This window comes from Pseudoalteromonas sp. PB2-1, from assembly GCF_045040605.1.
GTDB lineage: Bacteria > Pseudomonadota > Gammaproteobacteria > Enterobacterales > Alteromonadaceae > Pseudoalteromonas > Pseudoalteromonas arabiensis.
Map to the genome: position 1 here is coordinate 2,356,112 of NZ_CP090667.1, position 22,277 is coordinate 2,378,388.

Genomic DNA, 22,277 nt, shown 5'->3' on the forward strand with positions numbered 1-22,277 from the left:
AACTTGCAACAATTTGATATGTAACTATCTTTTTAATTAAAAATGAATAAAGACAGCAATTAAAAACACGTAGTTGGTTAACACTAAGTTAAAATGACAACGCTGTCAATATCCTACTTTTACATTTTATAGTCGAGATAATAGCGCAATTTTTCTCTTTTGACACCGGTATCATAAAAATTATCTCAATTATTTTACTGCTAATTTGTTTGAACATTCGATACACTAAACAACTTATATTAAATATTAATGTATTTATTAAGAATTAAAGTGCATGGGCTAACCATCTTTCAGTATTATTATAATACAATTTAAACTAACTATAAAGTAACAGTATGAAAGTAACAATAAATGATGTAGCTAAGCTTGCGGGAGTTTCCATGAAAACCGTGTCGCGAGTCATAAATAAAGAGCCATCGGTTAGAAAAAAAACCTACGATATCGTCATGGACGCTGTTAATACGCTTAACTACCAACCGAACTTAGCAGCTCGTAACCTTGCCGGAACATCTTCTTTCACTGTAGGCTTAGTCTATGACAACCCTAATGCATATTATGTTATTGATATGCAAAATGGTGTTTTATCACGCTGCAAGGAAGAAGGCTATGAGCTGGTTATCCATCCATGTAATTACCTAGACAGCAACATGGAAGATGATTTTAAAACCATGATTAAGCGTTCTCGCTTGGCTGGTTTAGTCTTGACCCCTCCTTTATCTGAACAAAGTAGTATTATTGATATGCTCGATGAAATGGGGATTCATTATGTTCGTGTGTTATCTGGCCGTCCTACTGATGAAGAGCAAGATACCTGCATCTTTGTTAATGACTACGAGGCCGCTTACGAAATTACCTCTCACCTATTATCACTAGGCCATACTCATATTGGCTTTTTATGTGGTGACAAAGAGCATAAATCAACAACTGAACGTTTAGAAGGGTATCAAGCAGCATTAAAAGATCACAATATTGCCCTAAATGATGAGTTAATCTACGAAGGCCAATATTCGTTCGAGTCAGGTGTTGAAGGTGCGAAAGCACTCTTGGGAACCGATAACCCGCTACAAATAACGGCTCTTTTAGGCGGAAACGATGAAATGGCAGCTGGTGCTTTATTTGCTTCACGTTTAATGGGAATTGAAATCCCTGAGCAATTGTCTATTACAGGATTCGAAGACTCGCCTTTCTCGCGTCAAACATGGCCAAAGCTGACAACAGCTCATCAAGCCAATGATGTTATATCTCAGCACGCTGCTCGCCTATTATTTAGAAAGACACGAGGAGCACGGAACCAAGACAAAGAGATCATCACGACATTTACCCCGTCATTAGTTGTTCGTGAAAGTTCAGGGCCAAAAATCTAACGATTCAATACTGTTACGAAAAAGCCGCATTAACATGCGGCTTTCTTATACCAACTTGCTTAATTAAATGATTAAGTATTATTGGAAGTTGGTATTGTTCGCTACAATAAAGCTAACCCACCATCAAGGTTATAGACATTCTCAAAACCTAACTGAGATAGGTTCTTAGCAGCTTGTTTTGAGCGATTCCCACTGCGACATATTAAGATATAACAATTACATTTATTTAGATGCCCCTGCATAATCTCATTAGCCATGCGGCTAAGTGGAATATTAATAACGTGAGAATCATCAATCTTAAACTGCTCTGCGATATCAACCACACTATGCTCATAAGGCTCGCGCGTATCGATTAGATAGGTGTCCTTTTGGCAAAGCATTGCTTTTGCTTCTATTGATGTTAACTGCTTCGTGGGCGGGCTTTCTAATGTATCTACATAGCCGCACAAGCTATGATTTACAGCTTGTTTTTGCTGATCGTTTTGTTGCTTTAGTTCAATAAACTCGGCGTCAGAAATCTGCTCATTGAGCAACCGGCTTAATAGCGGATTTGTCGCCTGCTGTGCATGCCAATCCATTGCAAAGCACTGCTGATAATCATGGCCAGAGCAAATCACTGTTTTATCATCTATGGTATTTGCAATATACTTTAATGACTGAGCCATCTGAGCGGCATCACCACCTTCAAGTGAAGTATTACCTAACCCACCGGGTAAAATTAAGTCTCCACAAAAACAATAACTAATGGCCTTAGTTTTGTTATCTTTGAGCAAATAACTAACACTGTCTTGGCTGTGCCCTGGTGTTGCAACTTTGCTCAAACACATATCGGTTAGTTCAATCTGTTCCGCCTTAATCGGCCAGCCTAGTTCATCGACTTCACCAGCAATACAGTGTTCAGCCAATTCTTTACTTAATAAACATCGTGCAGAAAGTCGTTCTTGATGTTGATGGGTGTCTAAAATAGCGAGAACTGTTAATCCTTGTGTCGCAACCATTTTTGCTAAACGCGGAATAAGTTCAATAATAGGATCGATAATCACCGCATGCTTGTTACTATCAACATATAACCAGCAGCACGCAGCTTGATGTCTTAATTGAGTTAGACCAATCGCACACACCTCATGTTGGGGTGTTGTACTGTCTGAAACAACTAAACAGTTTGCTTCAAGAATCGGTTTTAATGAACGAATTTTCTCGCATGCATAATCAATTTCTTGCTGGCTTGCTGCTGGACCAAACGACATACGAATGGCATTCTCACTTTGCCAATCAGATGCACCCATAGCATCAAGAACAAAACTACGATTCGCCCCCGAGCTACATGCAGACCCACCACTGACACGAATACCCGCGGCATCAAATAAATCCATCACCTCTTTGCTTGTTAACTCATTAACTGCAAAGTTTAGTGTTGTGGGTACTGAGCATGAAAAGCGATGGTTAAATGTAATGTCACCAAAAGTATCCACTAACGCTGCATGTAACTGCTTACGATAAGCATCTAGCAGCTCAATAGGTTTAAAAACATCGTCTTCTTTATCTAACAACAATGAAAAAAGTTTATTTAATCCTGCAATACCTGGTAAGTTTTCTGTGCCTGAGCGCATGCCACTTTCTTGGCCACCTCCAGCAATAAATGGCGTATATGCACTGCCCTTGCGAATATACAAAACACCTATCCCTTTTGGTGCATATAGCTTGTGACCTGAGAATGGTGCGTAATCAATTGTCGTTTTACTGAGTGATAAGTCCGTTTTTCCTAGTGCTTGTACACAATCTACCATCCAAGCAACATCCGTATTTTTACTGCGGATCACTTTTTCAATTGCTGTTAGGTCTTGGAACACACCGGTTTCATTATTCACTGCCATAGTGCAAATCATTAACGCTCGCGAGGCATGACTAGCAATAAACTCATGATCTAAAATGCCATTTTTATCAACGGGGATAGCAAGAACTTCAGCATTGATATCTAGCACTGTATTCCAGTGCTTAAGCGTATTAGGAACTGCTTTATGCTCTGTTGCACCATAGAGCAATACAGGGTTATCTATTTTATGATGTTTTGCGGCAATTAAAGTCGATACGACAGCCGTCTGAATACCTTCTGTTGCACCTGAAGTAAACAAAATGTCGCCATCAGTCGCCCCAATTACATCACGGGCTTTACGGCGAGTCTGTTCCAACAAATGCTTAGCTTGAATACCAGTAATGTGAGAACTTGACGGATTTCCAAAGCAAACTTGCATTGTATGAGAGACAACATCAGCAATTTCAGGAAGTACAGGTGTCGTTGCATTTGCATCTAAATAGATTTGCTGATTTATATCATCGGAGAAAAAAAAGTTAGCCATTAAACGCACCATATTACTAAAAGATATATCTTATAACGTATTTTACATTTTTACCGTGTATAAGAGTAATAATCAATTAAGCAGTAAAGTGCGTTTTCTATACTTTTTAATGCTAAAGAATTGGCTGAGCTATTGGCTTTCGATCAAATTCTCTTGCTTGCTCGACCAAGCATTTATCAGAGCTTTAACAAGTGATGCTAAAGGAATAGCAAAGAATACTCCCCAAAACCCCCAAAGCCCACCAAAGAACAGCACTGCAACAATGATAAACACAGGGTTTAAGTCAACGGCTTCAGAGAACAATAAAGGGACCAGCACATTGCCATCGAGCGCTTGAATAATGCCGTAGATTATCAATATGGTCCAAAATTGGGTCTCCAATCCAAATTGAAACAAGGCCACAGCCGCCACAGGAATGGTTACCAATGCAGCGCCCACAAACGGAATAAGCACCGATAGACCAACTAATACACTGAGTAATGCCGCGTAGCGTAAATCAAGCACAGCAAAAGCAATAAAGGAGGCCGTACCTACAATTAGAATTTCGAACACTTTTCCACGAATATAATTCATAATCTGCTGATTCATCTCTTGCCATACTTGCAGGATTAAACGACGTTGCTTAGGTATTAAACGCTCAGCACTTTTGATAAGATCTTGTTTATCTTTAAGCATAAAGAAAACTAACAGTGGTACTAAAATAAGATAGATCAACCATGCCGCCACATCTTTTAAAGAAGTAAGCGAGGCAGATAAAACAACTTGGCCAAATTCAATCACCTTGGTCTCTACACTACTGACAATAGACTTAACTTGATCTGTTGTAATCAAATTAGGGTAGTCATCAGGTAAATGCATTAAGAAGGCCTTTCCTTGCTCGACCATGTACGGGGCTTCTTGCACTAAATTACTTGTTTGCTGCCATAAAACAGGGCCCATACCAATAATGATCATCAACATTAAGCCACTAAACACCAGCATCACCAGCACAGTGGCCGTAAAACGTTTTAAGCCGAACTTTTCTAAATGCACAACAGGCCAATCAAGCAAATATGCAATCACCAATGCTACAAGTACAGGAACAATTAATGAACCAAAGAAATAAAACAGTGCAACTGTTGCTATTAAAAGTAATAACAGCGTCACTGAGTGAGGATCAGAAAACTTATTTTCGTACCAAGCTTTAACGTATTCAAACACAAACAGGCTCCACTGTTAATTCGCCTAAATTTAGGTCAAGTCTATATTGATAATGATGTTTATCTAAAAAACGCAGCATATCATGATTTGAATGGGCAACATCAAATGCAAAAATGACTGTTTGTTTCGCTAATTGTGCCTTTTTTAGTCCTAATTTAAACTGAACAAATTGTTGCGGGCACTTAAACGGCCTCAAATCACATCTCAACATAACGAGACTATCCCGTAATAACTATGAACAATTGGTATAAGCCCTATGCATATACCAAAATCAGATCAATAGAATGAATCTAAATTCATTTTTTTCTTAAAACACGCAAAACAATAGTTTATCCTTATTTAATAACTGGTAGTAAAGGAAACCTAATGCCTGGCACGCATAATAAAGCGCAATTACCTGCTAATCCAACTCTTAAAGAAATAAATTGGTATAAAAAGCAGATTAACTGGGGGGAGCTACCTCCGTTTTATCACATGGTTGCATCCTCTGTGAGTGAATCTGAGGGGATTTTAAACCATGGTTTTGATAATGCAGTGAAGCGCCTTATTGATACAAGCAATTGGAATCTTGATACACTTGATGGGCACGTAACCAATTTAGGTGAAATTGTTTGCGAAAACAAACCCAGAATAGCGTTACATCAAAGCTTTACTGAGCGTGGTTTTGAGTTATGGGCTTCGCCATATGCCAAAGATTCACTTGTTGATCAATATGTCAAAGGTAACCGCTTTATGGAGTTTAAGGTATGGGATCCGATCACAATGAAAAACCTTATTCGCATAAATCAGCTACACAAATTTATTGCCTTTTACTTTGAGCGTGGCGATAAAGCCGACAAAGCCCTTATTCTTCACGCGCATAAGGTTGTGCATAAAATCATAACTTTTTTACAACGAGAGTTGAACGTTGTTAAGCTAGGTGGAGTCACAATAAAAGATTTCTATCAATTATGTGAAAAAGATAGCCGTGCATGTAGCGACGAAATAGACCTTGCTAAAATCATGCTTGGTGAGCAGATCAAAAAGGAATAAAATGCGATTTAAATCAGCCTTTATAACACTGTGCAGTGCGTTACTCACACTCGTGGTTTTGCACAGTGAGCCGTTAAAGGCACAAACAAATTTTAAACTTCCCGATTTAGGCACCTCGGCACTGCAAGCACTTCCGATTGAAAAAGAGCAAGCAATTGGTGAAGTAATGATGATGCAAATTCGAGGATCATCACCTGTTGTTAATGATCCTGTACTTGACGAGTATCTCACAACTTTAGGTCGTCGCTTAGTTGCAAATGCCAACGATGTACGTTTTCCGTTTTCTTTTTTCTGGATTAATAACTCTGAGATTAATGCATTTGCATTCTATGGTGGCCATGTTGGTGTTCACACTGGACTTATTGCGCAAGCTGATAACGAAAGCCAATTTGCGTCAGTGTTGGGCCATGAGATAGCGCACGTAACACAACGTCATTTAGCGCGTCGACTCCAACAACAACAAGACAATAGCGCTTTAACAATTGCAGGTATGATTGCTGGTATTCTGGCAACGGTTGTCTCACCTGATGCAGGTATTGCGATTATTTCGGCAAACCAAACACAAGCCGCATTTAGCCAACTCACTCACAGTCGTGCTGCAGAGCAAGAAGCTGACCGCATTGGCATGCAGACCCTTAACAATGCCGGCTTTGATCCACGCCAATCAAGCGAGTTTTTAACTAAACTAGCTGCGCAAATCCGTTACAAATACAAGCCCCCTGCTTTTTTGCTTACTCACCCATTACCCGAAAGCCGTGTCTCTGATGTACGCTTAAGAGCTGAGCAATACCCTAAAAAGCATTTCTCAGATAGCTTAGAATTCAATTTAGCAAAAAGTCGTGTTATTGCTCGCTATTATCAAAAGTCTGAAGCTGCTGAGGACCTCTTTCGAAAATTAATGCGTGAAAACACCGCGTATGGCGATACTGCTCTAAAATATGGTTTAGGGATTAGCTTATTAGATCAGAAAAAACTCGACGAAGCTGCCAGTGTACTTGAGCCATTACGCAAAAAAGATCCTAAAAACTTATTTTATATCGATACCCACACTGATCTGCTTATTGCGCAAGGCAAAGCTGATGAAGCCGTAGACTATTTAGCAAAATTAAATATTGATAGACCAAATAATCAAGTTATAACCCTCAACTATGCAAATGCGGCTATTGAGGCTGAGCAATACGATGTTGCGGAGCAAGTTTTAAAGACTTTTTTACTTGCTAAGCCTGACCATAATTTAGGTAAAGAATTGATTGCTAACGTTTATAAAAAGCAAAAAAACTTAGCGGCGTATCATGAAGCACATGCTGATGTTTTGGCGCAATATGGTGCCTACTTAAAAGCTGCTGACGAAATTCAAAAAGCATTAAATTTCGTCGAGCCAGAAGAGCTAGTGAAGCAGCAACGTTTAAAAGCATTGCTTACACAATATCGTCAACTACAAAAAGAGCTAGCGAGACTTTAAGTCTCGCCTTGCTTACCCTAAAATAAGCTAAATTATTAAATTAGAGAACACTCCATGTCTGTGACTATTTATCATAATCCGCGTTGTTCAAAATCACGTGAAACGCTTGCCCTTTTAGAAAGTAATAACGTCCAACCTAATGTGGTTGAGTATTTAAAAACACCTCTTGATGAGCAACAGATTGCCACGTTAGTAACGCAACTTGGCTTCACCTCTGCACGTGAATTAATGCGCACAAAAGAAGACATCTACAAAGAGCTTGAGCTTAAAAACGAACAAGACGAAGGCAAGCTAATTGCGGCGATGGCGGCAAACCCTAAATTAATCGAGCGTCCTATTGTAGAGCACAATAATAAAGCTGCGCTTGGTCGTCCACCTGAAAACGTATTAAGCGTACTTTAATGTCACTTAACATTGTTGTGTTATACCACTCAAGTCATGGCTCTGTAGAAGCCATGGCCCACGAAATTGCAGAGTCAATTGAACAGCAAGGTGTAACAGCCTTACTGCGCACCTTTGTTAAACGCCAAGCTCACGATATTGTCATAAGCAAAGACGACCTTATTCATTGTGATGGTCTCGCCTTTGGCACCCCTACCCGTTTTGGTATGATGGCATCGCAAGCGAAAAGCTTCTGGGAAACCACCAGTGATCTGTGGCTAAAAGGACAGCTGATCGATAAACCAGCCTGCGTTTTTTCGTCATCAAGCAGTATGCATGGTGGTAACGAAGCAACCTTACTTAACTTATCATTACCTTTATTACACCATGGCATGATGTTACTAGGCGTTCCATATGATGTGCCCGAATTACTGAGCACAGAGACAGGCGGAACCCCATACGGTGCAACACATGTTGCTGGCACTAACAATAGTAATGTTCTCAGTAAAGATGAAATGAAAATTTGCCACAGTGTTGGAAAACGTTTGGCGCAGATTGCGAGTAAACTACAATGAGCACAAACTCAGAAGTAAATCCCCCTATTGCCAAAAAACCGATTACAAAACGTTTTCAGCGATTTGCATTAACCGGTTACATCGGCTTATTAATTTTAATGCCTATTTGGTTATTTCTAATAGCTCCTAGAGAAGGCCATAGTAATGCCTTTATATTTGTTGTTTATATAGTGCCATTACTCTTACCATTAAAAGGGATTATTCAAGACAAGCCCTACACATATGCGTGGGCTAATTTTATTGTCATGTTTTATTTTATTCATGGCTTTACACTACTGTGGGTCGCCCAAGATCAACTCATTTGGGTACTGTTAGAGTTAACTTTTGCTAGCCTCATGTTTATTGGTTGCACGTATTATGCGCGCCATCGTGGGCAGGAATTAGGGTTAAAAATACGTAAACTCAAAGAAGAGCTTGCTGAGGAAAAAGCAGCCCACGAGCACGACAAATAGTCACACCATGTGTTTAACACAGTTACAAATAAAAACGGCAACTATAAGTTGCCGTTTTTATTTAAACCAATTCGGATAAAGTTGCTAATGCAACAATACTGGCTAACCCCACTTGAGCAATCAAGCTAAACAATGAGAATAATCTCAGTAAGAATAAACCCCAAGGATGGCGTAAATGTGGATAAAGTGCGCAACGCTTTAAGCTCGTTGCAAAAAAGAAACACAAAATAGCCACCAAAGTGAAGCTCAGTGTTAATTCACTTTTTATCGCAATACTGTCGTCAAAAAAGAAGAATAACTGCATTGGCAGCAACAAGGTAACAATTGCGTGGAGTAGGTGCACTTTCTTAACACGATCAAATTGCCCCTCAGGTGATAATTCTTTAATGCCAAATTCACGCTCAAGACATTTTACAAGACTATCTGCTTTTATACTCACCGCGAGACGATAACAGCTTAAACCATCGTTATTGCGTACGCGATAATCAAAGCCTTGTTTGAGGAGTAAGACCAATAATGGTTCATTTTCAGCAAACACGGCATAGTGTAATGCTGTATTACCTTTTATATCCTGAATCGTTTTATCTTGATGCTCCAGCAAAGTCTCAACAACATTGACATAACCCTTCTCTGTAGCCCACATAAATGCTGTTTTGCCGTTGTCATCTGCTAAAGTGCCCGTTGCTCCTTGCTCAATAAAGCGTTTCGCCATTGTTTGCTTAGCATTCTCATGGCTTAAGTGAGCTAACAATGCTTGTTCAAGAAGCGAAGCTGAATCAACATCCGGCGAGACTAATTTTAATAACGTGAAATAATCTTCACCTAGGGCGACTTTTTCTGCGGCAAGCTCTGTTAACTGTTCAAGATCAGTGACTGAATCAGGTATAAAACCACTGAAACGCTCTCTGAAATCAACTTCCGTCCACAGAACTAATACATCGTCCGCGGACATTTTCGCACCTTGACTTAAAACATGTTCAATAACAGTAAAATAGCGTCGGTTAAATAATTGGCGAATGAGTGTAATTGGGGTTTTAACCGCAGATTGCGCAAATGCACTCGCATACTGCTCTAAACGTTGGCAAAGCATCAATACAAGCGTTTCAGGGGTGTAATCATTTTCATAAAAGTGCGACTTCATCGCATTAATATAATGCTGCGCAGCTTCATCAAACTCAGAAATATGCTGAAAATAACACTCCTCAAATGGCTCAAGAGGTGTAAGCCAAGAGAGATAATAAATAGGAGGTAATACAGTGGTGCATACACCATCGTCTTCATTGGTAGAATGGCATGCAGGCCAAGCTTCTAAAGCATCTAAAATATAGGCCCCATTTTGTTCAACTAATCCTTTGATCAGTAATGGGTATTCCTTTGGCCAAATCAGTACATTTTCCATTAAAAAAACACAACTCCGCTGCACATTATTAGATGTCTTATTAAGCTGCAAATTATGCCAAAATTTAACTGACACTGCGCTTAATATCACGACCAATAAAAACAGTATCTAATGATACTAAGGTAAGAAGAAAAGTGTCTTAATTCTACCACAGAGGTTAACAGGTGCTAGCGTAAAGTCAGTGATTTTTAAAGAAAATAGAAAAGCAGCAGCACATGGATATACTGACTGCTTGGTTGGAGACTAAATAAACCTAGACTTACTAACATATGCCTTGAATGTAAGTCTAGGTCTAAGCCTATTTACTGGCTAATTCTTGAGTGACTTCGTCAATGCCAACTTGGCTAATACGTTGTAACACTTCTTTTTGCTTAGCACTCAGTAAAGAAATCCCTTCAGCAACGATATCGTACACCTTCCATTGCTTATTTTTACCTTGGCGTAGCTTAAAATGAAGGTCTATTGTTGGCGCATTTTCATCCACAATTTGTGTTTTAACGGTCGCGTAGTCACCATCTACTAATTGGGCTTGATCAAAGATAACTTTTTGGCCTGTATATTTCATTAACGCGCCAGCATAAGTAATTGTTAAGTAGTGCTCAACCGCTGAAATAAAGCTAACCGCTTGTTCACGGCGTAAGCCTTTAATGTGCTTTCCTAGTAACTTATATGAGACAAACTTAATATCCATATGCGGTAATAAACGTTTCTCAACAATGTCAGCCATGGCTTGTGAGCTTGCATCACCTTTAGCATTTACACTTGCAATGTCTACAAATAAATCTGCTGTCACTGACTCTAACAATTGTTTTGGAGAATTCAGTTGGCTAGCAAATACGTTTGAAGCCAATAGCGCGGTAACAAGTAAAAAGGCGTTCATTAATTTAGTCATCATATGTATTTACCGTTGAAAATTTGAGCCAATATACCGATATTAGCCCCAAATAAAAAGAAACAATCCGACAACGTTTTAATGCCAAAATCGCACCAATAGATTTTTATTTTAGTTTTCAGTTAATTGCTGAAAAAATTAAGCAAATGCACAAGTACTGTGTATTTTTGCACATTGAAAAGGGCCCGTAGTCACCCTTATCTACTTGCTCATAGTAACTATGAGAAGTCCCTATATGAAAACTACACACATTTTAAAAGCGCTGACATTTGCTATTGCCGCTACTTTAACAACGCCTGCTTTTGCAAGTTCAAGTCATGGTTATGCCATTGACTATATTCAAGGTGAAGGGGATGTTAAAGGGGTTAAACTCGCCTATCAATATCATATTCCCCAAGAGAAACTTCCTTTTCAACATGCACGCCTCTACTTCGAATCGAGCTTTAATATTTGGCAGTATGGCAAAGAAAACAATCATCAAACCAACCTTGTTTTAGCCATGTCTCCTGTTATTCAATACCCTATTTTTAGTGTTAAAAATATTCCTGTTTCAGTGGAGTTCGGGATTGGCGTCTCTATATTAGATGACACCCATTTTGCAGGTAAGAACGTTAGCACTCACTATCAATTTGAAGATAGATTAGGACTCGTCGCAGACTTAGGTAATGATACTAGTTTAGCATTAAGGTACTTACATTATTCTAATGCAGGATTCAAAAGCCCGAACCCTGGCCTTGATTTTATATCTCTATCTTATGCTCGACGCTTTTAAGTGCTAATATTGATCAAAATTGACTAGTTGAGTTTGAGTATGGAAACATGGCAAAAAATTGCAATTGTTGTTGCGGTTTTCGGCGTTGTAATTGGTAATCTAGCGTTACTAAGACGCGCTGCAAAAATGGACTTTAAAAAACCACAAAACGATGATGATTCAGATCAAAAAAGCCCTGATTAACTATCAGGGCTTTATAATAATACCTAAAGACTCAATCAGACTAACCAATGAGCCATTAAAACGATAACAGGCAGTGTCACTAAGGTTCTTAAAATAAATATTAAGAACAGCTCAACGATATTCACAGGAATTTTGCTACCTAGTAGTAAGGCACCTACTTCAGACATATAGATTAATTGTGTCACACTCATTGCCGCAATAATGAAACGCGTTACATCACTTTCAATACTACCCGCGGCTAAAATAGACGGAATAAACATATCAGCAAACCCCACCATGATAGTCTGTGCAGCGGCTTCGGCCTCTGGCACTTGCAATAACTCTAAAAATGGCACAAATGGTTTACCCATATACTCAAAAATTGGCGTATATTCCGCAATAATAAGCGCAAATGTACCTACTGCCATCACCACAGGTAACACAGCAAACACCATATCAAGGGCATTATGAATCCCCTCTTTTAAAGTACCAACGAAACCTGGCGCAGTTCTAGCCTTTGCGAGTGCAACATCAAGCGAGTGAGTTATCAGTGTTTTTCCTTCTGGCACTGCTTCTGCGTGCTCATCAGGTTGAGTACCATCAACATATAAATCTTTCTTAAAACGCAAAGGCGGCAAGCGAGGCACGATAAGTGCAGCAACAAAACCTGCTAAACACACAGTCAAATAGAACGGGGCAAATAAATGCTCTAATTTAACTTGACCAATAACAACTAAACAAAAAGTGATTGATACGGCAGAAAAGGTGGTGCCGATAATCGCCGCTTCACGTTGGGTGTAATGTTTATCTTCATATTGGCGTGCGGTCATCAAAATCCCCACGCTACCATCGCCTAGCCAAGATGCTACACAATTAACCGCACTGCGTCCTGGCACGCCAAATAATGGTCGCATCACTTTAGTCAATAACGTGCCGACAAGCTCTAACAGACCAAAATTTAATAACAAAGGAAGTAACAATCCTGCCAATATAAACACAGAAAACAACACAGGAAGTAGATCATTTAGAACTAGAGCTCCCGTATTTTTAGAAGTAATCATTTCGGGCCCATACTGGGTATAGGTCAGTAGAATGAACACCATTCCGAATAGACGCACACTGAGCCACAGCCAACTCACATCAAACAAATGCTTGATTACAAACACCTTTAAAAGCACTTTAGGCTGAAATAGTTTAATAGTTAAAGAAAGCACACCCGTTATACATACAATGGTGGTTATTAAACCTAATGCGAATGGTGCTATCCATTGCTGAACTCCCTTTGCCATTACAGCAATAGGAATAGTCATTGCTTCACCTATAGGCACTGGCGTCATAAACAAAAAGACACCGATAAGTGAAGGAACGAAAAAGGTAAACAAAGTTCGCAAGTTACTGCGATTTGCAGTGTTTAAGTTAGACATATTTTCAACCTGTAAAAACCACAAAAAGAGCGGTAAGGCTCTTTCTGTGGTGGTTTTAACTTTTATAATTATTAAATATTGATACCGCGCTGGCGCAGCGCATTTTCTAGTGCTTGTTGTAGGTCATTCATTGTACCTGGCTCTAATGTAGTCCCTTCAGAGTCCATCCATGTCAAACTCGTACCACCTTCATTTGTGCGGCTTACAAGTATTTGGTATTGGCCATCCTCGATTGGTAGCTCTGCTAATTCTTCACCCCAAATTGAATCCCAAACGCTTGACTCAGGCTTCTTATAATCAGCCGTAATCAAACCTCTTTCTTGGTCAATTTCAACTATAGTGAAAGATAAACGCTCTAAGAAGCCAGAAAAACGGTCGAACACCACAAAGTAATCTTGTTCAGTCACTAATGCAGCATTGCCTTTGTTATCAAAACCCATCTCAAGAGAAATAATACCTTGTTGCTTACGCATTTCGACTTCAAGCTGGCGATAACGGTAATCAAACTCAGCAATCACTTGATTAAGTGCTCGCACTTCAAGCTGTTGCTTTAAAAGTGGTGTCAGTTCTTGCGAATCACTTTTAAAATCAATCAATTTGCTGCTTAATGATGCTGTGCGCTGGTGAGACTTTTCTTCAATTGTAAACAAGAATCGCTGCTGTGAAACATCCGCTTCGTCTTCCCAAAACCAAACATCTTCTGGTTTTATAATGCTATACCAATCCGTTTCTATCTTGCCAAGCAACTTATCTTCCTTTGTTGCGCTGGCATTTTCTTCATGTAATACAGCGTTAATTGAGTCCCAAATAAACTCGTCTAAATCAACAATGCCATCGTTTTTATCAAAGTAAACGCGTGCATCTTTATCACCTTCTTCTACCCAGCTACCTTGAGCAATAGTGATAACTTGTGCGGGTGGACGATAATTTTTTGCTTCAGGATCGTTGTCATATTGAGCAACATCCATTTTATAAGTCAGATCTTGAGCTGGCTGCGCAAGTCCTTCAGGCGCTTTAACCGGTTCGTTAGCACGATAATTACGTTTATGATGTGCCTCGTCGGTAAAAACACCGCACCCTGTTAAACTAACCATTACGCTTACTGCAAGCGCCTTTGAGATCCAATACTGCACAGATATTTCTCCTTAGCAAACCCTTAATTTTTTTAACAAATGTATGAGTGGGTAATGCCGATTTGGTTCACTGTAAAATCACTTTTGACTTTACATTTTTCGTTTTTATGCAAAAAACCCTAATAATATGGGTTAGCGCGTAACCACTATGTTTGCTTATCGCCTTGCAAAATTTTAACTATGGTACTTTCAGATGCCCCTAAAAACAAGAAAGAGCGCACTTTATTAATGGCTTAATTAATCACCGCTATCCTCTATTAGGTTAATTATGTTAAACTTCGCCGCCGTGCGGTATTAAACTCACGTGAGATCAAAGCTTATTCTGGCTTATATCCGTTGGTATTTATTAATTACTAGGTACTTAAAATTCCATGACTGCTTTTACGAATCATCAGATAGTGCTCACTGCGATCGGTGAAGATAGACCCGGTATCGTTAGCGAACTAACTCAATTAGTGAGTGATTGTCATTGCAATATAATCGACAGTCGAATTGCTATTTTAGGCAACGAATTTACCTTCATCATGTTATTAGCTGGTGACATGTCGGCCATTAGCCGAATTGAACATACACTGCCAACTAAAGGGATGGAGCTAGGCTTATTAACCATGATGAAGCGCACAGCAAGCCATGTAGCAAGCGAGTTTTGTGCAGGTTATACACTCGAATACACAGGTATCGACACACCAGGAACACTCAGTAAAGTGACACGCTTTTTTGCTGATAACAATATCAGTATTTGCTCATTAAAATCAGATACATTTGATGAAGATGAAGATGTGAAAATGCGTTGTGAGCTAGAGTTTAATATTCCAGTAGAAGTTGATATTGATAAATTTAAAGTTAGTTTTGAAGATCTTTCTCGTAGTTTGAACGTAGACTATATTTTCAGACGCATTCGCTAAGGAGCTAAGCATGAACAAAATTAATCCTCTTCAAGCAGGTGATACAGCCCCAGCTTTTAGTTTACAAAACCAAAACGATGAAACAGTCGTACTCGCTGAGCTATTAAAAGAGCAGCAAGTGCTTGTTTACTTCTATCCAAAGGCATCAACCCCAGGATGTACAGTACAAGCTGAAAACTTACGTGATGAAAAAGCTGAGCTTGCTAAATTCAATACACGTGTTGTTGGTATTAGCCCCGACCCTATTAAACGTTTAAAGAACTTTGAAACCAAAAAAGAGCTTAACTTTGATTTATTAGCCGACGAAGATCACGCAATTGCTGATGCATTTGGTATTTGGGGTTACAAGAAGTTTATGGGTAAAGAGTATGAGGGTATTCACCGAATTAGCTTCCTTGTAGGCCAAGACGGTAAAATCAAACACGTATTTGATAAGTTTAAAACTAAAGACCATCATCAAGTCGTGCTTGATTATTTAGCTCAGAACTAATAATTGAACTGAGTATGAAATATAAAAGCGTTGCCAATGGGCAACGCTTTTTTGTTCTACAGAGTAATAAACTAACTAATTCCCAAATACTTGTGCACTTGCACTGACAGGCGCCAGTTTTTAGCGATACAGGTCTCAATAGCCAGTTTGGTCGCTGAGGTTTTTTGGCTAATTGGTTGCAGGTACACTAAACGTGGGTTCACACCTGTTTTCAAGAATAAGTCTTCAAGTTCTTCAATGTGCTTTTGCATCGCAACTGGGTGTTTAATTTCGTCTGCACGTTGCATGGCGCTGCGCAGTACTGTGTAACCGCCGCGCATATTAATTTTTGGTGATACAGTAACCCATGTTTGCTCGGGTGCTAGCACTTCAAATGTACCGCTGGTTTCAATTTGAGTCGAATAGCCATTTGCGTGTAATAATTCACACACTGGGTTTAAGTCGTACATGCAAGGCTCACCACCTGTGATCACCACATGTTTTGCGTTATAACCACGCTCTTTAAATAATGCGAAAACTTGCTCAGCCGTTGCTTCTGCCCAATGATCTGAGTCGGCTTTTTTCTCAACCGTGTCATCTAAGGACACTTTATATACATTATCAACATCCCATGTTTGCTTTGTATCACACCAAGCACAACCCACTGGGCAGCCTTGTAAACGTAAAAAGATTGAAGGTGTGCCTGTAAAACTTGCTTCACCTTGAATTGTTTCAAACACTTCGTTAATTTTGTACAAAAGACATCTCACTTACGACGCAACGGTATAAAATATATACCATCAAAAAACCAAAAACACGCGCAAAAATTGTTATTTAGGCCCGAGCCGTGTAGTATATCGCGCCCTGAAGTAAACCTCTATCAAAAGTAAGAGCAAAACAGATATGACGCAAAAAGTAGTTGTGATTTATTCCGGCGGTATGGACTCATTTACCGTATTAAATAAAGCCCTGCAACAAGGCCATGAAGTATATGCCCTGTCGTTCGACTACGGCCAGCGTCATGTTAAAGAGCTTAAAGTAGCTGCTCAAGTGTGTGAAAATTTAGGTGTTTCTCACAAGATTGTTGATATTTCAGCTATTAACCAGTTAATTGGTGGCTCATCTTTAACTGATGATATCGAAGTACCAGAAGGTCACTACGAAGAAGAAAGCATGAAGAGCACAATTGTGCCTAACCGTAATATGATCTTACTTTCACTTGCAGTGGGTTATGCGGTGTCTTTAAAAGCAAGCAAAGTCTATTACGGCGCGCATTCAGGTGACCATGCAATTTACCCTGACTGTCGTCCAGAGTTCGTACAAAAAATGGATGATGTTTGCCGTATTGCCAACTATGACGCTGTGGAAATTTTCAGCCCGTATTTAAATAATACCAAAATCGATATTTTGACAGACGGTTTAAAAATGGGTCTTGATTATAGCCAAACGTGGACATGTTATAACGGCCGTGACAAAGCTTGTGGCAAATGTGGTGCCTGCCAAGAGCGTTTAGAAGCTTTTGCATTAAATAACGTTACCGACCCTATCGAATACGAATAACCTTATTTTGGATGGGAAAGATTAAGTTTAAAAGGCGAGTTTAACTCGCCTTTTTTGATTGTGTTTGTTGAATCAAATTTAACAGCTCGGCTGTGGCAGTTGCATCAGCTAATGCTCTATGGTGGTTAGTTAAATTCAGTTCAAAATGAGCCGCTAAGTTACCGAGCGAATAAGACTTGAGCTTTGGAAATGCTCTTCGTGATTCAACAACAGTGCATAGCTTGGGCATTTTAAAGCCTTGCCCAAGTGCAGCGTATTCTTTACGAATAAAGCCATAGTCAAAATTCACATTGTGAGCAACAAACACACTGCCTTTTAATAGTGAGCGCAGTGTAGCAGCTATCTCCTCAAAGCGTGGGGCATCACGAACCATGGCAGCATTGATACCGGTAAGTTTAGTAATAAACGGTGGAATGCTGCGCTCAGGGTTAATTAAGCTTGCCCATTGATTTATCACCTCGCCGGCTTGCACTTGCACAACGGCTATTTCCGTAATTTTGTTATTACCTTGTAAGCCACCTGTGGTTTCTATATCAACCACGCTGTAAATACGATTCGGATCATTAAACCAATTTACCGCAACAATATTCACAGTAAAGCCATGCTGTTTTAACACATCAATACTGACAAGTTGGTTGCGTCTGAGTTTGTCGCCTGGGGCTTTTACTTCTTCAAAGGTGAGTTTGCCCTCTTTGAGCACCATTAAATCTGGGTAACCATCTTTTAGCTGCTTAAATGTTTTTGTCATTTGCAAAACATGTGACTTTAAACTTTGTAACTCGCTGTATTTTATAAGCAACTTTAACGGTTCTAAAATATCACTGTGCCATTGAAATAAACCTGTCGGTGTATCGTAAAACTGCCCTGCCGCTTTACACACATGCTTAAACCAAGCATCACTTGATGTTAAAAATGCTAACTTTTGTTCTATTTGTTTTTGCTGTGAGTCGTAAAAGTTATCAGCAAGCAGAACTTTGGGATAAATATCAAATTCGTTGCATGGTGGGTGTGGCGTATCAATAAAAAGCTCTTGCCAAAATGTCAGTGTAAATAAGCTCAACCAAAGGTTATTTTCACTAAAAAAGACAGTGCATTCCTGTTGCTGGTAATGCTCGCTCACTCCTTGCTCTACGTCACCACGATAAATGTCATCAATGTTTAATTGATGCTCTGTATCAACAAGCATTTGCGTTAGACGCGAGCGTTGTTGTTTATTGTATTTGCGTTGTAAGAAATCCTCAGCAAAATACAAAATGCCATCATCAAGTGGATCGTGAATTATTTGCTCAAGCTTTTGCTCAACCCACTCTTTATCCCCCTCTTTATAGCGCTGGCGAATTGCTAGCTCTTGCGCTTCACTGCTGCCTTCACAGTGTTCGAGTAACTCACATGCAAACGCTAAGTCATGCTCCTTCAGCTGCTTATATAAGCGAATAAGTAATTTGTTTTTGATACTCTGGGCTAATTCATCCTCACAGCTAATGGCTAAAAGTGCCTTTGCTAAGTTTTGATACTGCGCTGCTGACTCGCTTTGCTTAAACTGCATGCGCAATTGGTTTAATTGATAATGTGTTTGTGCTTCAGCCAAGGTTTGAAAACGCGACAGCGCTCCGCTGACATCACCACGTACTTTGGCTATTCCTAAATCACGCATCACAAAGCGATTTTGGTGGTTTATATCACCACCACTCAAGCGACCACTATATAAAAACTCAAAGTACTCGTAATACTGGCTTCGGCTATTCACCACAAATTGACTAAAAAGCGTTTCTAACTGGTTACTCGTACGATCGATGTGATCTTTGCATAGTTGAATTAATGCCCCTTTGCTTGCTGACTTTTTAAAAACAACAGTAGATGACATTAGCTCATCATTCGCTAAAAGGGTCACCAACTCCGGCTTAGTTAAATGTTCAAGTACTAAATCTAAATCTTCACCTGTGGGGTGTGCCACCAGCGCTTGTTGCTTAAGCTTAAAAATAGCACCATGGAGATTGGGGATCTCTTCATAATTAAGTGAAGATATTGCTACAAGCCTAGGCTTACGCGAGTAAATGCGCAATAAGGTACACAAGCTTTGCTCATCAAGTTGAATTAACCTTGATAGAAATAACTGCTGCTTAGCCGTTAACAGGCATGTACACTGAGTTTGGATAAACTCTGCAAGTTCAAAAAAGTGACTTAAATAGTATTTTGCTGGTAATTGTTTCTGCATAGCTAACACCAAAACTGTATATACATACAGTATCAGGTATTAGCTTGCTAATTTCAATGTTTGATTACTTAACTTTTAATATGCCTACAACCGCACAGATTGCACCACCTACCATACCTAACCACGCTTCAATCGGTGTATCACCACTTAGCGTACGACTTACTTGCGCACTGGCAGAGTCATATACGTTATATCCCCACACAGCAAGTGCAACACCAATGACGATAAGTGCAATGCCAATTATTTTACCCATAGTTTTTATTCCTTATTGTTGTTCATAATCAGTGTTGCACATAAACACGAAGGCTGCAAAATTTCACTTTAATATCAAACTAAAGGTAATTGTTTGCTCACTTTGCTCAACCAATAGTTCTGCATCAATAGCTTTCGTTAATGCATTTGCTATCGATAACCCCAGTCCAAAGTTATCATTTGACGTTCGCGCGGTGTCTTTTTGCCAAAGAGGGTGAAATAACTGGCTCATTTCTTCTTTACTTAAAGCCGTTACAAGCGTATTTCTAACAGTTAAAATGATTAAGCGCCCTTTTCTTTTAGTTTTAATCAACACATGCGTACCTTCAGGGCTATATTGCTTAGCATTATTCACCAAGTTGGTAATAATAGACTCAAGGGCAAATATATTACTGACTAGAGCCGGCAGGGTTTTATCGAGTTCAAATTCGAGTCTCGATTTATCACCGTTTTCCAACACTCGCATAGTCACTTGATTTAAATCACACGCCTCATTTTTTGGCAAAACCTGATCACTGTATTTATGCAGTAGCAACAAGTTAGAAACAATGCTTTTTAGACGCTGGCCAATGTTTAGCACTTCCGGCTTAAAGTCTTCATTGAGTTGTTGTTCTTTGGGAAAACGAATGGCCACTTCTGCCATATTAATTAACTCTGCTATGGGTGTTTTAAGTTCATGGGCAATATCTGACGTTAACCGTTTCTCACGAAAATAAAGCTGCCTGTTTTCTTGTATGAACGCATTAAGACTCTCAACAATAGGCTGCAACTCTTTTACAGGCTCTTTAATTACAATTTGAGCACTTTTATCGGCAATGCTGAGTAGGCTGATATCTTTATTGAGTTGATTTAATGGCGCAAGCGATGAATCAACTGACTTACGGACAAAAAGTCGAATAAATACAATGACGGTGACGGTCGTGACAACAAAAATAATATCAATGAGCCAAAGAATAAAATCCACTTCCTCTGATGAAGCTGCGTACGCTAGGGTAAGAGGCATTTGCACAGCAGACTTATTGCTTTCGTAGTTACCGGCTCTTACATGCGATTCAGCCTGAGGAAAAAAGCGAGTATAAATGATTCTACCGTCACGGCCATCGGGCAGTTTAGCAGCAATAATCTTCGATTCACCAACGTCTAAACTCTGTAATGTAAGGGTCTTTACTTTAAATAAATTAAGGCTTTTAGAGCGTGTAAATACGCCTGCTTCTGTCCAGATTTGAAAATATTCAGGTTCAACCTTACCATCAAACTCTGGCATAAATTCACTTGAGAAGTTAAATGCCAGTCCTTGCTCATCTTCATGTACCAAGGTCATTAACATCCCTGCTTTTGACTGCAGGCCGCGATTAAATTCGTTATCAATCCAACTATCAACCGCAATATCGGTAGCTAATAAAATACTTAAAACAAGCCCAGTAATAGCAATTGATAAAGTGACAACCAGCTTACTTCGGATTGATTTCATCACTTACCTTGTACTATGTAACCAAAACCACGTTTAGTTTGAATGGGAAGTTCTCCACCAGCCACTCTTACTTTTTTACGGGCAGATGATAAATGTGCTTCGATTGAATTCTTTGATACTAAATCGTATTGACCTGCAATATAACTACTCAGTTTTTCTGCAGTGATGACTTTATTTTGATTACTAAACAAGCACTCGACTATTTTATACTCGTTAGGTGTTAAGTCGATGACGGTATCGCCCACTTGTAATAATTTAAGCTGCAAGTTAAGCGCCAAACTATTTATATAAATCACATCACTTTTTGCTTTCAAATGCCCACGACGCGTTAAGTTTAATAACCGTGCATGTAATTCATCAAACGAAAAAGGCTTTGTTAAGTAATCATCAGCGCCTGTAAGCAGCCCTTTAACTCTATCTTCTGGCTCTTGTTTAGCCGATAAAATAAGTACTCGCACATCAAGCTGCTTTGCTCTGATGGTTTGCAGTAAAGTAATGCCATCAATACTAGGCAGCATTAAGTCAAGAACAATCAATTCATACTCTCCTGACATAGCCATACTGAGCCCTTCGGCACCATCTCCTGTTTCATCAATGGTAAAACCTAAGTTTTCAAGACCTATTCGTAAACTGCGTCGCAAAGACGCCGAATCTTCAATGAGTAATAGCTTCATAGCTCTCTCTTATAAAACATTCTAAGCGCAGCTTACGCTGTAAAACTTAAGATTTACTTAAGGTTTACTGAATTTTAGCTAACCCAGTAAACATTAAGTTTTCCATAAGTATTTCTTAAGCTTTGC

At 39.4% G+C, this 22,277-nt stretch carries 22 protein-coding genes; 11 read left to right on the forward strand and 11 right to left on the reverse strand.

All coding sequences use genetic code 11. The features are described from left to right. The first annotated feature begins 335 nt into the window (after positions 1-335). The gene (locus tag L0Z67_RS11035; protein WP_130150655.1) at positions 336-1,364 is read left to right on the forward strand and encodes a LacI family DNA-binding transcriptional regulator; all 1,029 of its coding nucleotides are present in this window, start codon (positions 336-338) and stop codon (positions 1,362-1,364) included. A gap of 101 nt (positions 1,365-1,465) precedes the next feature. On the opposite strand, the gene L0Z67_RS11040 is transcribed toward L0Z67_RS11035, so the two are convergent. Continuing rightward, positions 1,466-3,721 (reverse strand): aminotransferase class V-fold PLP-dependent enzyme, encoded by a 2,256-nt coding sequence (locus L0Z67_RS11040; RefSeq protein ID WP_405128031.1) that lies wholly within the window; start codon positions 3,719-3,721, stop codon positions 1,466-1,468. Between the two features lie 129 nt (positions 3,722-3,850). Beyond that, a complete protein-coding gene (locus L0Z67_RS11045; protein WP_062569937.1) occupies positions 3,851-4,921 on the reverse strand; it encodes an AI-2E family transporter in 1,071 nt (356 codons plus the stop codon). 366 nt (positions 4,922-5,287) lie between these two features. On the opposite strand from L0Z67_RS11045, the gene L0Z67_RS11050 reads away from it, so the two are divergent. From L0Z67_RS11050 to L0Z67_RS11070, 5 genes are read left to right on the forward strand one after another with little or no spacing between them, the layout of a single operon-like run. Next, complete coding sequence (locus L0Z67_RS11050; RefSeq protein ID WP_193987541.1) at positions 5,288-5,953, forward strand: hypothetical protein; 666 nt, start codon at positions 5,288-5,290, stop codon at positions 5,951-5,953. A 1-nt stretch (position 5,954) separates the two neighbouring features. Beyond that, a complete protein-coding gene (locus L0Z67_RS11055) occupies positions 5,955-7,415 on the forward strand; it encodes a M48 family metalloprotease (RefSeq protein WP_062569934.1) in 1,461 nt (486 codons plus the stop codon). Positions 7,416-7,469: 54 nt separating this feature from the next. After that, positions 7,470-7,817 (forward strand): arsenate reductase (glutaredoxin), encoded by a 348-nt coding sequence (gene arsC / locus L0Z67_RS11060; RefSeq protein WP_062569933.1) that lies wholly within the window; start codon positions 7,470-7,472, stop codon positions 7,815-7,817. Beyond that, positions 7,817-8,371: an NAD(P)H:quinone oxidoreductase gene (gene wrbA, locus L0Z67_RS11065; RefSeq protein WP_193987542.1), complete on the forward strand. Its 555-nt coding sequence runs from the start codon at positions 7,817-7,819 to the stop codon at positions 8,369-8,371. Before arsC ends, wrbA begins: the two co-directional genes overlap by 1 nt. Continuing rightward, positions 8,368-8,823, forward strand: a complete 456-nt coding sequence (locus L0Z67_RS11070; RefSeq protein WP_062569931.1) for a DUF2069 domain-containing protein — start codon at positions 8,368-8,370, stop codon at positions 8,821-8,823. The genes wrbA and L0Z67_RS11070 overlap by 4 nt, the downstream gene beginning before the upstream one ends. 61 nt (positions 8,824-8,884) lie before the next feature. Here L0Z67_RS11070 and L0Z67_RS11075 read toward each other — a convergent pair whose 3' ends face one another. Next, positions 8,885-10,222 (reverse strand): ankyrin repeat domain-containing protein, encoded by a 1,338-nt coding sequence (locus L0Z67_RS11075; RefSeq protein WP_237114245.1) that lies wholly within the window; start codon positions 10,220-10,222, stop codon positions 8,885-8,887. A 298-nt stretch (positions 10,223-10,520) separates the two neighbouring features. Next, a complete protein-coding gene (locus tag L0Z67_RS11080; protein WP_405128725.1) occupies positions 10,521-11,102 on the reverse strand; it encodes a phospholipid-binding protein MlaC in 582 nt (193 codons plus the stop codon). 247 nt (positions 11,103-11,349) lie between these two features. Here L0Z67_RS11080 and L0Z67_RS11085 point away from each other — a divergent pair, with 247 nt between their 5' ends. Together L0Z67_RS11085 and L0Z67_RS11090 are read left to right on the forward strand one after the other, a co-directional pair. Then, positions 11,350-11,886, forward strand: coding sequence for an acyloxyacyl hydrolase (locus L0Z67_RS11085; RefSeq protein ID WP_193987543.1), 537 nt, complete (start codon positions 11,350-11,352; stop codon positions 11,884-11,886). A gap of 39 nt (positions 11,887-11,925) precedes the next feature. After that, positions 11,926-12,069: a DUF2897 family protein gene (locus tag L0Z67_RS11090; RefSeq protein ID WP_237114246.1), complete on the forward strand. Its 144-nt coding sequence runs from the start codon at positions 11,926-11,928 to the stop codon at positions 12,067-12,069. Positions 12,070-12,104: 35 nt separating this feature from the next. Here the strand turns inward: L0Z67_RS11090 and L0Z67_RS11095 are convergent, their stop codons facing one another. Both L0Z67_RS11095 and bamC read right to left on the reverse strand, forming a co-directional pair. After that, a complete protein-coding gene (locus L0Z67_RS11095) occupies positions 12,105-13,472 on the reverse strand; it encodes a YjiH family protein (protein ID WP_193987545.1) in 1,368 nt (455 codons plus the stop codon). Between the two features lie 71 nt (positions 13,473-13,543). Beyond that, the gene (gene bamC, locus L0Z67_RS11100) at positions 13,544-14,605 is read right to left on the reverse strand and encodes an outer membrane protein assembly factor BamC (RefSeq protein ID WP_062569926.1); all 1,062 of its coding nucleotides are present in this window, start codon (positions 14,603-14,605) and stop codon (positions 13,544-13,546) included. Positions 14,606-14,976: 371 nt separating this feature from the next. Here bamC and L0Z67_RS11105 point away from each other — a divergent pair, with 371 nt between their 5' ends. Further along, positions 14,977-15,510 (forward strand): glycine cleavage system protein R, encoded by a 534-nt coding sequence (locus L0Z67_RS11105; protein WP_062569925.1) that lies wholly within the window; start codon positions 14,977-14,979, stop codon positions 15,508-15,510. A gap of 10 nt (positions 15,511-15,520) precedes the next feature. Next, positions 15,521-16,000 (forward strand): thioredoxin-dependent thiol peroxidase, encoded by a 480-nt coding sequence (gene bcp / locus L0Z67_RS11110; RefSeq protein ID WP_062569924.1) that lies wholly within the window; start codon positions 15,521-15,523, stop codon positions 15,998-16,000. A gap of 71 nt (positions 16,001-16,071) precedes the next feature. On the opposite strand, the gene queE is transcribed toward bcp, so the two are convergent. Continuing rightward, a complete protein-coding gene (gene queE / locus L0Z67_RS11115; protein ID WP_237127022.1) occupies positions 16,072-16,737 on the reverse strand; it encodes a 7-carboxy-7-deazaguanine synthase QueE in 666 nt (221 codons plus the stop codon). Positions 16,738-16,858: 121 nt separating this feature from the next. Here queE and queC point away from each other — a divergent pair, with 121 nt between their 5' ends. After that, positions 16,859-17,539, forward strand: coding sequence for a 7-cyano-7-deazaguanine synthase QueC (gene queC / locus L0Z67_RS11120; protein ID WP_228074481.1), 681 nt, complete (start codon positions 16,859-16,861; stop codon positions 17,537-17,539). A gap of 40 nt (positions 17,540-17,579) precedes the next feature. Here the strand turns inward: queC and L0Z67_RS11125 are convergent, their stop codons facing one another. From L0Z67_RS11125 to L0Z67_RS11140, 4 genes are all read right to left on the reverse strand, one after another. Continuing rightward, entirely contained in the window at positions 17,580-19,754 is a 2,175-nt protein-coding gene (locus L0Z67_RS11125) for an exonuclease domain-containing protein (protein WP_405128032.1), read from the reverse strand. 64 nt (positions 19,755-19,818) lie between these two features. Then, entirely contained in the window at positions 19,819-20,007 is a 189-nt protein-coding gene (locus tag L0Z67_RS11130; protein WP_062569921.1) for a DUF3185 family protein, read from the reverse strand. 63 nt (positions 20,008-20,070) lie between these two features. Then, positions 20,071-21,477, reverse strand: coding sequence for a sensor histidine kinase (locus L0Z67_RS11135; protein ID WP_405128033.1), 1,407 nt, complete (start codon positions 21,475-21,477; stop codon positions 20,071-20,073). Beyond that, positions 21,477-22,151 (reverse strand): response regulator transcription factor, encoded by a 675-nt coding sequence (locus L0Z67_RS11140; protein WP_405128034.1) that lies wholly within the window; start codon positions 22,149-22,151, stop codon positions 21,477-21,479. Before L0Z67_RS11140 ends, L0Z67_RS11135 begins: the two co-directional genes overlap by 1 nt. Positions 22,152-22,277 lie beyond the last annotated feature (126 nt).

Coding starts and splice junctions, on each gene's coding strand:
- L0Z67_RS11035 (WP_130150655.1), top strand. CDS start 336: ATGAAAGTAACAATAAATGATGTAGCTAAGCTTGCGGGAGTTTCCATG.
- L0Z67_RS11040 (WP_405128031.1), bottom strand. CDS start 3,721: ATGGCTAACTTTTTTTTCTCCGATGATATAAATCAGCAAATCTATTTA.
- L0Z67_RS11050 (WP_193987541.1), top strand. CDS start 5,288: ATGCCTGGCACGCATAATAAAGCGCAATTACCTGCTAATCCAACTCTT.
- L0Z67_RS11055 (WP_062569934.1), top strand. CDS start 5,955: ATGCGATTTAAATCAGCCTTTATAACACTGTGCAGTGCGTTACTCACA.
- arsC (WP_062569933.1), top strand. CDS start 7,470: ATGTCTGTGACTATTTATCATAATCCGCGTTGTTCAAAATCACGTGAA.
- wrbA (WP_193987542.1), top strand. CDS start 7,817: ATGTCACTTAACATTGTTGTGTTATACCACTCAAGTCATGGCTCTGTA.
- L0Z67_RS11070 (WP_062569931.1), top strand. CDS start 8,368: ATGAGCACAAACTCAGAAGTAAATCCCCCTATTGCCAAAAAACCGATT.
- L0Z67_RS11075 (WP_237114245.1), bottom strand. CDS start 10,222: ATGGAAAATGTACTGATTTGGCCAAAGGAATACCCATTACTGATCAAA.
- L0Z67_RS11080 (WP_405128725.1), bottom strand. CDS start 11,102: ATGAACGCCTTTTTACTTGTTACCGCGCTATTGGCTTCAAACGTATTT.
- L0Z67_RS11085 (WP_193987543.1), top strand. CDS start 11,350: ATGAAAACTACACACATTTTAAAAGCGCTGACATTTGCTATTGCCGCT.
- L0Z67_RS11090 (WP_237114246.1), top strand. CDS start 11,926: ATGGAAACATGGCAAAAAATTGCAATTGTTGTTGCGGTTTTCGGCGTT.
- L0Z67_RS11095 (WP_193987545.1), bottom strand. CDS start 13,472: ATGTCTAACTTAAACACTGCAAATCGCAGTAACTTGCGAACTTTGTTT.
- L0Z67_RS11105 (WP_062569925.1), top strand. CDS start 14,977: ATGACTGCTTTTACGAATCATCAGATAGTGCTCACTGCGATCGGTGAA.
- bcp (WP_062569924.1), top strand. CDS start 15,521: ATGAACAAAATTAATCCTCTTCAAGCAGGTGATACAGCCCCAGCTTTT.
- L0Z67_RS11125 (WP_405128032.1), bottom strand. CDS start 19,754: ATGCAGAAACAATTACCAGCAAAATACTATTTAAGTCACTTTTTTGAA.
- L0Z67_RS11130 (WP_062569921.1), bottom strand. CDS start 20,007: ATGGGTAAAATAATTGGCATTGCACTTATCGTCATTGGTGTTGCACTT.
- L0Z67_RS11135 (WP_405128033.1), bottom strand. CDS start 21,477: ATGAAATCAATCCGAAGTAAGCTGGTTGTCACTTTATCAATTGCTATT.
- L0Z67_RS11140 (WP_405128034.1), bottom strand. CDS start 22,151: ATGAAGCTATTACTCATTGAAGATTCGGCGTCTTTGCGACGCAGTTTA.